The organism is Tychonema sp. LEGE 07196, from assembly GCF_963890365.1.
In the GTDB taxonomy this organism is placed as follows: Bacteria; Cyanobacteriota; Cyanobacteriia; order Cyanobacteriales; family Microcoleaceae; genus Microcoleus.
Genome location: NZ_CAWPRX010000190.1, coordinates 12467 through 27102 on the forward strand (window position 1 = coordinate 12467; position 14636 = coordinate 27102).

A 14636-nucleotide genomic window follows, 5' to 3' on the forward strand; every position below is an offset into this window, starting at 1 on the left:
TCCGTTTAACTCTCGCCCAACATTTTCGCTACAATTTTCCTTGACCCAAGCCTATTGGGCTACAATCGAGATTGTAGGTTGGGCCCTGGCAGGAACCCTGCGTTTCCGAGCTTTGTTGGGCGGAGTGAAGCGGAGGGTTGACTTCGTTCAACCTGACAGAAGAGCACCATTCTCAACAAGCTCTTAAAAACCGGGTTTCTGAACCAGAGATATAGGTTGTGATGCAGTTTTTGCGGTCAGAAACCCGGTTTTTGCCACAGGTGCTCTTCTATCAGTTCAACCCAACCTACATAGATTTGTTGAGTTTTAGCCTTAACCCAACGCTATTAGGCTATAATCGAGGGTTAGAGAAAGGAACATCGAGAACACGAAAATATGGTTGCCACCCAAAGAAATCTCAACATTGCCGCCCTTGAAGCAGAATACAGTCAAAAAACACCGCGAGAAATCATCAAATTTGCCCTAGAAAATTTTGACAATATCTCAATTTCTTTCAGCGGTGCCGAGGACGTAGTTCTGATCGACATGGCCTCGAAAATTACCAAAAACTTCCGCGTTTTCACTTTAGACACGGGACGGTTGCACTCAGAAACCTATCAGTTTTTGGAGAAAGTCAGAGAACATTACGGCATTAAATTAGAAGTAATGTTTCCCGATGCAGCAGAAGTACAAGCCCTAGTAGATGAAAAGGGATTGTTTAGTTTTTATCAAGACGGTCACAAAGAATGCTGCGGCGTGCGAAAAGTCAAGCCGTTGCGCCGCAAATTAAATACTCTCGATGCTTGGATTACCGGCCAGCGCAAAGACCAAAGTCCCAGTACCCGCAACCATATTCCGGTTATTGAAGTGGACAGTGCATTCTCAACTCCAGACCATGAATTAATTAAATTCAACCCCTTAGCAAACTGGTCTTCGGCAGAAGTTTGGGATTATATTCGCGCTTTGGATGTGCCTTACAACAAGTTGCACGAACGCGGTTTTGTCAGCATTGGTTGCGAACCTTGTACGAGACCGGTATTGCCCAACCAACACGAACGCGAAGGCCGTTGGTGGTGGGAAGAATCGACAATGAAAGAGTGCGGTTTGCACGCTGGTAACGCACAAAAATAGTGCATAAAGTTGTATGGTGCGTCAGATAGAAAATTATTAGTTTTTTGTCAAAAGATTCAGCCCTGACGCACCCTACGGCTTCCTTCTTCCTGATGACGTTGTACGGAAAGCTCGGAGGCGACAGCAAAACATGACTGATGACTGATGACTAATGACTAATGACTACCCTTCGACTTCGCTCTTCGGGTAAAATGACTAATGACTAATGACTAATGACTAATGACTAATGACTAATGACTAATGACTAATGACTAATGACTTCTTCCTTCTTCCTTCTTCCTTCTTCCCTCTTCCTTTTTCCGACGGACTTACATCCGTTACATCCGTTACATCCGTTACATCCGTTACATCCGTGGAGCGAATCCGTTGCCGAACTTCCTTCTTCCTTCTAAAAATTTTTTAAGCCAGGTACTTATGCTCGCCTCAACTAGCGAATTGCTGAACACGGCCCGGAGAAACGCTTATGCGATCGGCGCTTTTAACGTGTACAATCTCGAAGGAGTAAAAGCCGTCATCGATGCCGCCGAAGCGCTGCAAAGTCCTGCGATGCTGCAACTTCATCCCAGCGCCCTCAAATACGGAAAATCGCCTTTAGTCGCGCTTTGCATGGAAGCCGCGCGCAAGTCTGTAGTGCCGATCGCAGTACACTTAGATCACAGTACCTCAGAAAAAGATATTCACCTCGCCCTAGCCGCCGGCATCAAGTCAATTATGGCTGACGGTTCTCCTTTGTCCTACGAACAAAACTTAATATTTACTCGCAAAATGACTGAATTATCCCACGCTAACGGTGCGGTAGTTGAAGCAGAAATCGGCAGAATTAGCGGTACGGAAGACGGTTTGACAATCGAAGAAAAAGCGGCTAAAATGACCGATCCAGTGGAAGCTGTAGAGTTTATTCAAGCAACTAAGGTGGATTTTCTGGCGGTAACTATTGGCAACGTTCACGGCAAATATTTCAGCGAACCGAAACTAGATTTTCCGCGTTTGGCAAAAATCCGCGCTTCTGTTTCGGTGCCGTTAGTGCTGCACGGCGCTAGCGGTTTGCCAGAATCAATGATCGATCAATCTATTAAATTAGGAGTATCTAAGTTTAATGTGAATACGGAAGTTCGCGATGCTTATATGGAGGTGTTGAAAACTAGCAGTTCTTTGTCAGATCCTGATTTGTTGGAGGTTATGCAAAAGGCGATCGATGCTATGCGATCGGTGATTTCTGGCAAACTACAACTTTTTGGTTCTGCGGGTAAGGCTTATTTGCATCAGTCACCTTACGCCGATGAGTTGACTGCAAATAATGTTAGCAATAAATAAGCTGAATTTAATCAAACTATTGTTAAATATCAATTCTTTTGTAGTGAAAATGTTGTTTTTTTATGGAAATCTCAAAAAAAACTGAATTATTCATCACTACGAGCCTGTGTAAAAAGTAGGAAATAAGTCCTTTTTAGGAGTTACAATAAGGTGTGAATTCCTGAATGCAAACTTGTAATAAGAAGGACTGAATGCCTCACTAGGAACCTGTTTACTCGGTGGGAAGGTGAGTCTTCTTTGGGAGTTATACCATTTCTCTAAAATCCTGCAATAGTCTCCGACCCCCCCTAGCCCCCCCGAGCTCGCGGGGGGGGACAAGAATACTGTTGCATGATTTTTTGAAATTGGTATTAGAAGCAGGATTGAAATCCTCACTACGAACTTGTGTTAGAAGCAGGAATTGAGTCTAATATTGACTGATAATTTTGAAAAAATACTAGATTTATGCTAAAATGACTTTAATAGTGGCAAGACAATCGCCAACACCTTTCAAACTTTTATTGGAAACTTTTTTACGTTCTTCCTTGAAGTTAATCTAAAACCTAAAATCGACTGACCCAAAATTCTGTACTATGCTCAACATTCCTCAACTGATTGCTCGAGAACTTGACATCAATCTCTCCCAAGTCAATAATGCTCTGGAACTTTTCGCCGAGGGCGCAACTATTCCGTTTATTGCCCGCTACCGCAAAGAACGTACCGATTCTCTCAACGAAATTCATTTGCGGGATATTTCCGATCGCTTTACTTATTTGACGGAAATTGAAGACCGCAAAAAGTCGATTTTGGAGACGATCGCCTCCCAGGGCAAACTGACGGAGGAATTGCAAGCTAAAATTGAATCGTGTCTGCAAAAAAACGAACTCGAAGACCTTTATTTGCCTTACAAACCGAAGCGGCGGACGCGGGCGACAATTGCCAGAGAAAAAGGTTTGGAACCGCTGGCAGAATTTATTAAGTCTCTGAACAAGCCGACTGCTCAACCTGCCGATATCGCAGCGGAAGCTAGCAAATATGTCTCGGAAGAAAAGGGCGTAAAAACTGCTGAAGATGCTCTTAAAGGTGCTGGAGATATTTTGGCGGAGGCGGTTTCTGAACAAGCTGAATACCGAGCTTATTTGCGAGATTTTTTGATGAAAACTGGGGTTTTTGTCTCGAAAATTAAAGATGATTTCCCGGAAGGAAGCACTAAATTTGAAATGTACCGCAATTACCAAGTTGCTGCGAGAAGTGTTCAGTCGCACAATATGTTAGCGCTGTTTCGCGGGGAAACGGAGGGGGTTTTAGATTTAGACTTGGCCTTTGATGAATCGGCGGTGATGGCTTATTTGGAATCTCAGGAAATTAGAACTAGGATAGCAGCAGTTAAGGAGTTTTATCGATCGACCTTAAAGGATGCTTTCAACCGACTGATGAAGACTTCCTTGATTACGGAAGTGCGATCGCACCACAAAGCCGCCGCTGATATCGAGTCGATCGCCACCTTTGAAACCAACCTCCGCGAGTTGCTGCTGTCTGCACCGGCGGGAATGAAGCCCACACTGGCGATCGATCCGGGATTTCGCACCGGTTGCAAAGTTTCCGCCCTCGACGAAACCGGGCAATTTTTGGAATATCAAGCAATTTTCCCGCACCAAGCCGCAGCTCAGCGACAGCAAGCAGGTAAAATTGTCAAGCATTTAATTGAAAAATATAAAATTGAATTAATCGCGATCGGCAACGGTACAGCTTCCCGCGAAACAGACGAGTTTGTGTCGGAAGTTTTGGCCGAAATGGACAGAAAACCGATTAAAGTCATGGTGAACGAATCCGGCGCATCGATTTATTCAGCAAGCGAAGTGGCGATCGCCGAATTTCCCGACCTCGACATCACAGTCAGGGGCGCAGTCAGCATCGGAAGGCGCTTGCAAGACCCCCTCGCCGAACTCGTGAAAATTGACCCGAAATCAATCGGAGTCGGTCAATACCAGCACGACGTTGACCAAAAACTGCTCAAAAAGAAACTCGACGAAACAGTCGAAAGCTGCGTCAACTATGTGGGAGTTGACTTAAACACCGCCTCCAAAGAACTGCTGACCTTTGTGTCAGGAATGACGGCAACAGTTGCTAAAAATATCGTCAATTACCGCAACGAAAACGGCGCGTTTAAAAATCGCCGCCAACTCTTGAAAGTTCCCAAACTCGGCCCAAAAGCTTTTGAACAAGCCGCCGGCTTTCTCCGCATTCGCGGCGGCGAAAACCCGCTGGACAATACAGCAGTTCATCCCGAAAGTTATGCTGTCGTGCAGGCGATCGCCAAGGATCTAGACTTGCCGCTGACTGAAACAACACAAATATCGGAAAAAATCAAGACTGTAAATATTAAAAAATATGTCACAGAGAAAGTCGGAGAACCGACACTCCGAGACATTATTTCCGAACTAGAAAAACCGGGAAGAGACCCGCGCGCCGAGTTTAAATATGCCACTTTCCAAGCTGGAATCAAAGAAATCTCCGATTTGCAAGTGGGGATGGAATTAGAAGGCATCATCACGAATGTAGCTAACTTTGGAGCCTTTGTTGATGTGGGAGTGCACCAAGATGGTTTGGTTCATATTTCTCAATTAGCCGATCGCTTTGTAGACGATCCGAAACAGATTGTGAAAGTCGGACAAGTTGTGAAAGTGCGGGTTTTGGAGGTGAATGAGAAGTTAAAGCGGGTGAGTTTGACGATGAAGCTGCAAGAAAAACCGCAACCGCAAAATGGCAATACCGCGAGGCTTCCGGCCCCGCGCCGACGTTAAAACTTTGGGGGAAAGCTGCTGAAAAAGGGCGATGGCGTCCCGCCCCGCAAGCTACGGTTATAATTATTTAATCCTCACCAACCTCCCAATTATATGACAGCGAATAAAAGCTGCACCTATGTCTCCCCCGAAGACTATTTAGAAACCGAGAAAGCCCGCCCCATCAAACATGAGTACAGGCAAGGGACAATCTATGCAATGGCAGGGAAAAGCAAACCTCATGTCATTATTATGGGGAACGTCTCTGTACTTTTGAAAAACCATCTTCGGGGAAGTGGTTGTATGCCTTACATGGCACATATGAAAGTTCGGATTGAGACAGCAGATTGTTATTATTATCCCGATGTAGCGGTGAGTTGTGATGAACGAGACAAAAATGCTGCTGAAGATTTCATTCGCTACCCGCGCTTAATTGTCGAAGTTTTATCGCCGACTACAGCGGCTTTTGATAGAGGTGAAAAATTTGCCGATTACCGCACTTCTGAAAGTTTGCAAGAGTATGTATTAATCAATCAAGAAAGAGTTAGTGTAGAGTGTTTTCGACGGAATGCAGAGGGTTTTTGGGTGCTTTATCCTTACACTCAAGGGCAAGAAATTGAGTTAAAGAGTGTTAATTTTAGCTGTGCGATCGAGGCTTTGTATGAAGATGCGATCGAGATTGGTTGATTTTACTTACTCCTGAATCACTGATATTGATATGATTGAACCGCGAAGACGCTAAGGAAGAGAAAAGAAGAAGAAGAAGCTGGTAATTGCTATTTTTTTTTGCTGGCTTTCCAAGTGCCGCCGTAGAAGTAAAAGGGATTATTTTTACTTACGGATTCCCAACATTTAAGACACAGAAAAAACCACTGCCCCGACTCGTCATACCGGGCGCGGTAGAGAGTCGAGGCAGATTGGAAACACCGATCGCAATATTTGATTCTAATTGCTCTGGTCATTGTTACTCAGTTTCAAACAATAGCGGATTCTTGAGGGCGGGCAAAAATCATGCGGCCAGCGCTAGTTTGCAGGGCGCTGGTGACTACGACTCTGGCTTCGGCACCGACGTAGCTGCTTCCTGCTTCTACGACTACCATTGTGCCGTCGTCCAAGTAACCGATTCCTTGAGAGGGTTCTTTGCCTTCTTTACGGATTTTTAGTTCGATTGTATCTCCCGGCAAATAAGTCGGGCGCACCGCATGAGTCAAATCGTTGATATTCAAAACCGGCAGTTTTTGGACGGTAGCTACTTTCGATAAGTTGTAATCGTTGGTGAGCAAAATGCCGTCGATATCCAAGGCAAATCGGACTAATTTTGCATCGACTGTGGCAATATCTTCGTAGTCAGCCGAGTGAATTTGAATCCGTTCTGGATATGTTTCTTTGATGCGGTTGAGTACATCTAAGCCGCGACGCCCGCGCACTCGCTTTTGATCGTTGGCGGAATCGGCTACGAGTTGCAGTTCTTGGAGCACGAATTGCGGAATAATAATTTGACCTTCGAGGAAACCTGTTTCTAGCAGGTTTTCAATCCGGCCGTCAATTATACAGCTTGTATCGACTACTTTGGCAGAGGCTGGCTTGAAAGTTCCTTCGGCTACCAACACCGTATCTAAGCTTTTGGGGTTGATCAAGCGCAGGAAAGCACGGCCGTGGGTTTCTGTCAAGCCGACCCCTGTGAAGCCGAACATGACGCTACCCAATACTGCGACTAGGGGCTTGATGAAGCCGAATTCGCGGGGAATTGGCAGCAGGAACAGCGGAGCCAGCATTAAGTTCGCTACTAGCAGTCCGATGATTAAGCCGATCGCCCGCGTCAGCAGCATCTCCACCGGCATATCCCGGACTCTTTTTTCTACGCGCCGATAGGTTGTTTGAGCCACTAATCCGAACACGAAGCCGATTAATGCTCCAAACGAGCCTAGTACGGAACTTAAACCTTGTATATTTGTAACTTGCTCCAGCAGGTTGTTCGGTAGCAGCTCGACTCCGTAATAGCCGATGCCTCCGCCTGCGATTATGAATGAGATTATTATGATTGCGTCTAGCATTAGTTCTAGGTTAATGAATTTGTTTACATTATATCTTTCCCGTGCTGATAGTTTTTTCCGACGTTGCGGTCGGATATCGCTATCTTGATTCATAAATTTTAATGAACTTATATTTCGCGCCTCTACCGTGAAGGGGATGCGCGATCGAGCAATAGCGAGATTTAGCGAGGTCTGCCGAGGGCATCTACCAGATACCAATACACGAATCTCTGGCTATTCGGCAATTTCTGCCGATCGCCACCGATAGGAGGTGCAACTAAAATAGCCTATGGAACCCAGACCTTTATTGCTGACCAACTGTCATAATATACATAATTATTCATGATGCTTTAATTAAAGCTTGAGATTTGAACTGGGAATTGTGGCTTGAGAGTAATGAACGCTACTACAGATTATTTAACATTTGAATTCAAAAAAAGCGGCCAAGCGGCAAATTCCGGCATTCCGAGTTCGGCTTACCTGCACGTACCTTTTTGTCGCCGCCGCTGTTACTACTGCGATTTTCCGGTTTTTGTAGTGGGCGATCGCAAAAATGGCGAAAATTCCGGCACAATCGTGCAATACGTTGCCGCACTGTGTGAAGAAATTCAAGCAACTCCAAATTTAGGCGCATCTCTGAAAACAGTTTTTTTTGGTGGCGGCACGCCTTCGCTGCTTTCTGTCAGTCAGTTGAGCCATATTTTAGAGACTCTAGACGGCAAATTTGGGATTGCTGCTGGGGCGGAAATTTCTATAGAAATAGACCCTGGTACTTTTAATTTAGAACAGTTGCGGGGATATGTAGCGGCGGGAGTAAATCGAGTTAGTTTGGGAGTGCAAGCTTTTCAGGATGAATTGCTGCAAGCTTGCGGACGATCGCACTCTGTGGCAGAAATTTTTGAAGCAGTAGAAATAGTGCGATCGGCCGGGATTGTCAATTTCAGTTTAGATTTAATTTCGGGACTGCCGCACCAAACTTTAGAACAGTGGGAAACTTCCCTCAAATCGGCGGTAGAAATTGGCCCGACTCACCTGTCGAGTTACGACTTAATTGTTGAGCCTGGAACGGCCTTCGGGCGCTACTTTGAAGCAGGCGCGCAGCCGCTACCGGCAGATGAAACCGCTGCTGAAATGTACCGTTTGGCGCGATCGATTTTGACTGGGGCTGGCTACGAACATTACGAAATTTCTAATTACGCTAAGCCCGGTTATCAGTGCCGCCACAACCGCGTTTATTGGGAAAATCGCCCTTATTACGGTTTGGGAATGGGGGCCGCGAGTTACGTGCAAGGGCGGAGGTTGACAAGACCTCGCAAAACTCAAGAATATTATCAGTGGGTGCGATCGATCTGTGCGATCGCTTCAGCAGCTACCCCAAAAATAGGGGAGGAAACCCCGCAGGATATTTACCCAGCACTCGATCAAAATGTTCAAGTTTCAGAAAATGACATTTTGTTAGAAACGCTGATGCTAGGCTTGCGTTTAGCAGAAGGAGTTAGCCTTTCGGCGCTGACTCAACAGTTTACGCAGCAAACAGTCGATCGAATTTGGGATTGTTTGCAACCCTACTGGCGGCTGCGATGGGTGGAAATCGTGACAGCCGATAGGGCTATTTCCTACGCGATAGATCCGCTTGAGGCAACTTTAGGCGAAGGCGCGAAACTGCCGCTTTCAGGGAATTTGAGGTTGAGCGATCCTGAAGGTTTTTTATTTTCCAATACAATTTTAGCCGATTTGTTCAGCCAGCTAGGCAAGGATAACTAACTGGCGTCTGAGGTGTACTTCCTCAGACAGTAACCGAGGGCGATCGAGCCAGGGCAGCAAATTTAAATTAGAGAAAAATTAATTGCTCCCTGGTTTGATTCCGTCAAAAAAGATATGTTTTCTATCGATCCCTAAACAAAACTTAAAATCGAACTAAGCCTTGAGATAGACGCAGCGAATGAAATCCCGCTGTCATACTTGAGATTGAAGATTTGAAAAAGATATCGATGGAAACTCTAACTCTCAAACGCAACAACCTTCACAGCGAATCCATTCTTGTAACTAGCGTTCCGCCTTGCACTTCTATTTCTAAATGCGCTTTTTGCTGTTACTACAAAGATCCAAAAGGAGCGGTTGGTCACTGTCAATTGTTGAATGCACCCGTGAGGGGAGGATGGAAATCTTGCACCTTAGCAATGTCGCCTTTTGCACCTTCTTGGGAACAGGTAGAAAAGAGCAATTTTTCCTGCAGAGGTATTTATTGATATACCCAAAGTATGTCTATTTTTTATTGTAATATGTTATATTAAGATCGGGATAGCAGCCGATGGATTACACAATTTCACAAACAAGTAAAACAAATGAATTTGACAATGAATGAGGTAATTTCCGAACAGAATACGCGCATTTTGTGTTGGTATCTTAACAATACTAGCCAAGTGCAAATTGCTCGAATTACAAATATTCCTAATTGGCATTTTGAGCGAACGGTGTTTCCGGGAGAACGTTTTTTGTTTGAAGCGGTACCGGAAGCTAAATTAGAAATTTGGACAGCCGCAGAGACTGGTGGTGTGGCGTGCGAACCAATTTTGTGCGATCGACTGCAAGTAGAAGAATTAAGCACCGCTGATTGAACCGGAACAAAAATGGTAGGGTGCGTCAGTTTTGACATCTTAATAATCGTGCCGAAAAAGTCTCATGCTGACGCACCCTTGATTTAATTCCGGGCGTGCGTCAGCATGAGATTGTTGGTTTGTCGCCAAAATAGTCGTAGCTGACGCATCCTACTTATCAGAAACCTGGTTTCTGGCGTGATTTATCGTTAAGCCCAAAACTCCTATAAACCGGGTTTTTTGCCCCACATCAGCCCTAAAACTCTCGGAAATATCGATCTAAGCTAAATTATAGAAAATCCACCGCTCTTCAATCTTAAAACCCGATGTCCCTCACCGAACAAATCCTCTCCCAAGTGCCGGGAAATGCCCTTGAAGGCCTCCAAAAGGTCGATCGACTCTGGAACAACCTCAAACAAAACACCGCACCAGCACCCCAAGCAGTCAAGCACAACCAACAACCCCTCGAAACCCTCGACTTCGACATAGTTATCGGCGGCGGAACCCTAGGAATACTCATCGGAACAGCCTTAGCCGTGCGGGGTTGGCGAGTAGCCCTACTCGAACGCGGCATCCTGCGAGGGCGCGAACAAGAATGGAACATTTCTCGCAAAGAATTAGACGCATTCTTAGAACTAAATTTGCTGACTGCTGCTGAAATAGACAAAGCAATAGCCACCGAATACAACCCAGCCCGCATCAGCTTTGCCAACACCCCCGACATTTGGGTGCGCGACGTACTAAACATCGGAATAGACCCAGTTTACCTCCTCGAAACCCTCAAACAAAAATTTCTCCAAGCCGGAGGCAAACTATTTGAAAACACACCATTTAAAACAGCAACAATTCACCCGAACGGAGTCGCGGTAGAATCGGCAATTACAGATTCACCGACAGCCGAAAATTTATTTAAAACCAGATTATTCTTAGACGCAATGGGACATTTTTCCCCCATTGTCCGCCAAGCCAGACAAGGCAAAAAACCCGACGCAGTATGTTTAGTAGTCGGTACTTGCGCCCAAGGATACCCCAAAAACGAAACCGGCGACATATTTGCATCCTTCACCCCAATGCAAAATCAGTGCCAATACTTTTGGGAAGCATTTCCAGCCAGAGACGGGCGGACTACTTACTTATTTACCTACATAGACGCTGACACAGAAAGATTCAGTTTAGAAACATTATTTGAAGAATATTTGGGCTTGCTGCCCCAATATCAAAACGTCAAACTCGAACAGTTAAAATTCCAAAGAGCACTCTACGGATTCTTTCCCTGCTATCGCCAAAGTCCTCTAAAAATGCCTTGGAATCGCATACTTCCAGTCGGAGACAGCAGCGGTAGCCAATCGCCCCTCAGCTTCGGCGGTTTCGGGGCAATGGTGCGCCACCTCAAACGCTTGACTCTCGGAATTGACGAAGCTTTGACAAGCGAAAGTTTAGACAAAAAATCCCTCGCACTTTTGCAACCGTACCAGCCGAATCTATCTGTTACCTGGTTGTTTCAGCGTTCGATGAGTGCTGCGATGAATCAGAAAATAGAGCCCAATCAAATCAATCAACTTTTGGCTGCTGTATTTCAGGTAATGGAAGAGTTGGGAGAACCGGTACTCAAACCGTTTCTGCAGGATATTGTGTTATTTCCGGCTTTGTCAAAAACCCTGTTTAAAACAGCAATTAGCCATCCTGGATTAGTGATGAAAATTATTCCGCAGGTGGGAATAGCTAATTTGCTTGATTGGATGGTTCATTATGTTAATTTAGGAATTTATACCGGATTGCAGCCATTGGGGAAAGCGGTAGAACCGCAGGTTAAAAATTTATCTGCTGAACAGCAATATTATTTTAACCGATTAGTTGAAGCGTGGCAATACGGCGCGGGAGGCGATTATTAATTATGGATAATTGGGTTTGTAGTGAGGACTTTAGTCTGTATCAAAATCAGAATAATAAAATCCTCATATCGTTTCTGGTTGCATCGGAATAATAAAATCGAGTCAACAGTCAACAGTCAACAGTCAACAGTCAACAGTCAACAGTCAACAGTCATATATGAGTGCAACCGGAATTGATATCACTACAAACTTATACAGGAGCTATAACTGCTAAAGCTTGGGGAATCACTCGGAATGTTGCAGGCGTGTGAGTGGTGATTTCACCGTCGGTATTAATCGAACGGCGTTTGCTAGTATTAATCTCAAATTCTTGAGCGTGCAAGGCGCGAACCTTCGGCCAAGTAGTATGATTTCCTTGCCTCATTGCCGGCAGCAAAGCAAGGATTTCCCACCAATGTTGTGTCTCTAAACTGTACAAGTCTAGTCGCTTGTCGTCGATGGTGGCATCTTCGGCAACTGTCATGCCGCCGCCGTAGTAGCGGCCGTTGCCTATGGCAATTTGAATTGTTTTTACATTAAAAGATTGGTTTTTTACCTTGATTTCTGCTCTGAATGGCCGCGATTTAAAAATTGTCTGCAAAGCAGCAAAAGCATAAGCTAAAATTCCCCAGCGCTGCTTCACATCTTTAGTCAGTCTCTGGGTAATTTCGACGCTCAATCCCAAACTCGCTACATTAAAAAAATGCTGTTGGTTAACCCAACCTATGTCTATAAGCCGAATTTTACCGCTGGCAATTACTTGAATAGCTGCGGATAAATCTGTAGGAATTCCGAGAGTGCGGGCTAAATCGTTAGCTGTTCCCATCGGTAAAATACCCAAGGGTAATTTAGTGTCCATCAAACCTTCGATGGCGCAGTTGAGTGTGCCATCGCCGCCACCGATGATGACTAATTCGACTTGATTTTGGTGGTTCCGAATTGTGTCGGAAATTTCGCTGGCGCTGTCGGTTGATTTTACTATTAATTCAAAACCAAGTGCTTCTAATTTGGCAGTGGCTTGAGATAATAGTTCTTTCCCTCTTCGGGAGTGCTGGTTTACTAAAAGGAGAGCTGTTTTCATTGGAAAATGGGCTAAGAGTTGGGTAAAAAAATTAATTGTGTCACGGTTCGCAGTGCGGAATGGAGTCCGCAATCCGGGAGCGGACTTGAGTCTGCCCTACGAGCCCAAGGAGGAAATGGCTTTATTTAATTGGGATTTATTAGCTGTATTTCTGCTTAACTGCTAATTGAGTTTTTTGTTTTAAGAATATGACAAATTGATGATTTAAATGGATTGATTTAATGTTTTAATTATATTTTACCATTGGTGAGGGATTGACATCAATCTAAAATAATTGATAATTGTAGCAACAGATTGCGGGAGACGATCGCGCTTCTGGGCTAGCTGTCATCTACCTTCTTGAAGCTAAATTAAATTTATGTCTCATATTTTGGAACAAGCGCAAGCCGCTGCCGATCGCCAAAACTGGCCTATTGTAGTCGAATGCTTGCAGCAAGTGACAGCCAACCGCAGCCAGCCACAGGAAAAAATATTTTTAGAACAAGCTGTAAGTTTAGCAATACAAGCCTTGGAATGGGGGGATTTTCAAGACCGCTGGGAAATTGCTAAGGTATTGCCAAATCTGGGAAATGGCGCGATCGCACCTTTAATTGCCGCGATCGAAGACGAAGACGCAGACACCGAACCCAGGTGGTTTGCCGCCCGCATTCTCGGAAAGTTCGAGCGCCCGGAAGTGATTGCAGCTTTAGTAAAATTAGTCAAAAATTCCGACGAAGAATTGAGCCAAATCGCGGCCCAAACCCTCGCCAATTTCGGCCCGACAGCTATAGAATCCCTAGCAACTCTATTGCAGCAGGAAGACTCGCGACAGTTTGCAACAGCAGCCCTCGCCCAAATTCGCCGCCCCGAAGCGATCGCCCCGCTGTTGAGTGTAGTCAAAGACTCTAGAATTGCGGTGCGGCTGGCTGCGATCGAGGCTTTGAGCAGTTTTCACGACTCCCGCATCCCGCCGGTACTGGTAGAAGCACTCAAAGATGTGGCGACATCAGTCCGAAAAGAAGCGGTGAGAGCTCTGGGAGTTCGCGCTTATTTAGATGCAGAATTAGATTTAGTTAATTTGCTCAAACCTTTGCTTTGGGACATCCGATTTGAAGTGTCCCAACAAGCGGCGATCGCGATCGGGCGGCTGAAAACCGATGCTGCAGCGTACAGTTTATTTGAATTCCTGCGAAACCCCGCAACTCCCCTGGAATTGCAAATCGAAACTGTGCGCGCCCTAGGCTGGAGCGAAACTGCTGTTGCTTTAGAATATTTGCAAACTGCGCTGATTGGGCGATCGGTTTTTAACGCACAACCGAGCGAATTCACAAATAGCGATCGAGTGCTAAATGCCAGCGATTCCTTGCAAATTCATAACATTAATCCTGCTGTTTGTCAAGAAATTGCCGCTGTTTTAGGGCGAGGGTCAAAGCCGGAGTTAAAAATAAAAGCTGCTGAAATTGCGATCGGTTTGCTAGAGGGGAATTATCCGGCGGTGCAGCCTGCCCAAATCAAACAATCTTTAGCTTTAGCGTTAGGACAATTAGGTGATATTAGAGCGCTAAACGCGCTGATTCAATTGTTAGGCGACGGCGATAATAGCGTCAGGCTGCACGGCGCTGCAGCACTCAAACGGCTTGGTGCGGCGGAGGTTCGGCAGCACTTAGAAAGTTTAGTTAAGCAAGACAATCTGGAACCGGGATTGAGAGAGGGAATTGCGATCGCCCTGCAAGAATGGTAGGAAAATAAGTCTTGTTGACTGTTGACTGTTGACTGTTGACTGTTGACTGTTATCTGTTATTTGTTAACCAATAGCTGTCAACAAATAACCAACAACTAACAACCAACAACTAACAACCAACAACTAACAACTAACAACCAACAACTAA

Annotated in this window: 10 protein-coding genes; 8 read left to right on the top strand and 2 right to left on the bottom strand. The window is 45.2% G+C overall.

All coding sequences use genetic code 11. The annotated features are described in order from the left end of the window. Nucleotides 1-375: 375 nt before the first annotated feature. The 4 genes from AACV78_RS22590 (at nucleotide 376) to AACV78_RS22605 (ending at nucleotide 5873) form a co-directional block, all read left to right on the top strand. Nucleotides 376-1110, top strand: a complete 735-nt coding sequence (locus tag AACV78_RS22590) for a phosphoadenylyl-sulfate reductase (RefSeq protein WP_194009641.1) — start codon at nucleotides 376-378, stop codon at nucleotides 1108-1110. A gap of 414 nt (nucleotides 1111-1524) precedes the next feature. Continuing rightward, on the top strand, nucleotides 1525-2424 hold the full coding sequence (locus tag AACV78_RS22595; protein ID WP_194009642.1) for a class II fructose-bisphosphate aldolase: 900 nt from the start codon (nucleotides 1525-1527) through the stop codon (nucleotides 2422-2424). A gap of 572 nt (nucleotides 2425-2996) precedes the next feature. Beyond that, on the top strand, nucleotides 2997-5207 hold the full coding sequence (locus AACV78_RS22600) for a Tex family protein (protein WP_194009643.1): 2211 nt from the start codon (nucleotides 2997-2999) through the stop codon (nucleotides 5205-5207). A gap of 93 nt (nucleotides 5208-5300) precedes the next feature. Beyond that, entirely contained in the window at nucleotides 5301-5873 is a 573-nt protein-coding gene (locus AACV78_RS22605) for a Uma2 family endonuclease (RefSeq protein WP_194009644.1), read from the top strand. Nucleotides 5874-6160: 287 nt separating this feature from the next. Here the strand turns inward: AACV78_RS22605 and AACV78_RS22610 are convergent, their stop codons facing one another. Beyond that, on the bottom strand, nucleotides 6161-7240 hold the full coding sequence (locus AACV78_RS22610) for a PIN/TRAM domain-containing protein (RefSeq protein WP_194009645.1): 1080 nt from the start codon (nucleotides 7238-7240) through the stop codon (nucleotides 6161-6163). Between the two features lie 375 nt (nucleotides 7241-7615). Here AACV78_RS22610 and hemW point away from each other — a divergent pair, with 375 nt between their 5' ends. From hemW to AACV78_RS22625, 3 genes are all read left to right on the top strand, one after another. After that, a complete protein-coding gene (gene hemW / locus AACV78_RS22615) occupies nucleotides 7616-8983 on the top strand; it encodes a radical SAM family heme chaperone HemW (protein ID WP_194009646.1) in 1368 nt (455 codons plus the stop codon). Between the two features lie 581 nt (nucleotides 8984-9564). Next, nucleotides 9565-9837: a DUF1830 domain-containing protein gene (locus tag AACV78_RS22620; RefSeq protein WP_194009647.1), complete on the top strand. Its 273-nt coding sequence runs from the start codon at nucleotides 9565-9567 to the stop codon at nucleotides 9835-9837. A 305-nt stretch (nucleotides 9838-10142) separates the two neighbouring features. Next, nucleotides 10143-11708, top strand: a complete 1566-nt coding sequence (locus AACV78_RS22625) for an FAD-binding oxidoreductase (protein WP_194009648.1) — start codon at nucleotides 10143-10145, stop codon at nucleotides 11706-11708. Nucleotides 11709-11898: 190 nt separating this feature from the next. Here AACV78_RS22625 and AACV78_RS22630 read toward each other — a convergent pair whose 3' ends face one another. Beyond that, complete coding sequence (locus tag AACV78_RS22630) at nucleotides 11899-12768, bottom strand: lipid kinase (protein WP_194009649.1); 870 nt, start codon at nucleotides 12766-12768, stop codon at nucleotides 11899-11901. A 358-nt stretch (nucleotides 12769-13126) separates the two neighbouring features. Here AACV78_RS22630 and AACV78_RS22635 point away from each other — a divergent pair, with 358 nt between their 5' ends. Continuing rightward, a complete protein-coding gene (locus AACV78_RS22635; protein ID WP_194009650.1) occupies nucleotides 13127-14488 on the top strand; it encodes a HEAT repeat domain-containing protein in 1362 nt (453 codons plus the stop codon). The last annotated feature ends 148 nt before the right edge of the window (nucleotides 14489-14636 follow it).

Excerpts from the sequence above, each read along its gene's own strand:
- AACV78_RS22625 (WP_194009648.1), top strand. The coding sequence starts at position 10,143 with ATGTCCCTCACCGAACAAATCCTCTCCCAAGTGCCGGGAAATGCCCTT.
- AACV78_RS22605 (WP_194009644.1), top strand. The coding sequence starts at position 5,301 with ATGACAGCGAATAAAAGCTGCACCTATGTCTCCCCCGAAGACTATTTA.
- AACV78_RS22600 (WP_194009643.1), top strand. The coding sequence starts at position 2,997 with ATGCTCAACATTCCTCAACTGATTGCTCGAGAACTTGACATCAATCTC.
- hemW (WP_194009646.1), top strand. The coding sequence starts at position 7,616 with ATGAACGCTACTACAGATTATTTAACATTTGAATTCAAAAAAAGCGGC.
- AACV78_RS22620 (WP_194009647.1), top strand. The coding sequence starts at position 9,565 with ATGAATTTGACAATGAATGAGGTAATTTCCGAACAGAATACGCGCATT.
- AACV78_RS22610 (WP_194009645.1), bottom strand. The coding sequence starts at position 7,240 with ATGCTAGACGCAATCATAATAATCTCATTCATAATCGCAGGCGGAGGC.
- AACV78_RS22635 (WP_194009650.1), top strand. The coding sequence starts at position 13,127 with ATGTCTCATATTTTGGAACAAGCGCAAGCCGCTGCCGATCGCCAAAAC.
- AACV78_RS22590 (WP_194009641.1), top strand. The coding sequence starts at position 376 with ATGGTTGCCACCCAAAGAAATCTCAACATTGCCGCCCTTGAAGCAGAA.
- AACV78_RS22630 (WP_194009649.1), bottom strand. The coding sequence starts at position 12,768 with ATGAAAACAGCTCTCCTTTTAGTAAACCAGCACTCCCGAAGAGGGAAA.
- AACV78_RS22595 (WP_194009642.1), top strand. The coding sequence starts at position 1,525 with ATGCTCGCCTCAACTAGCGAATTGCTGAACACGGCCCGGAGAAACGCT.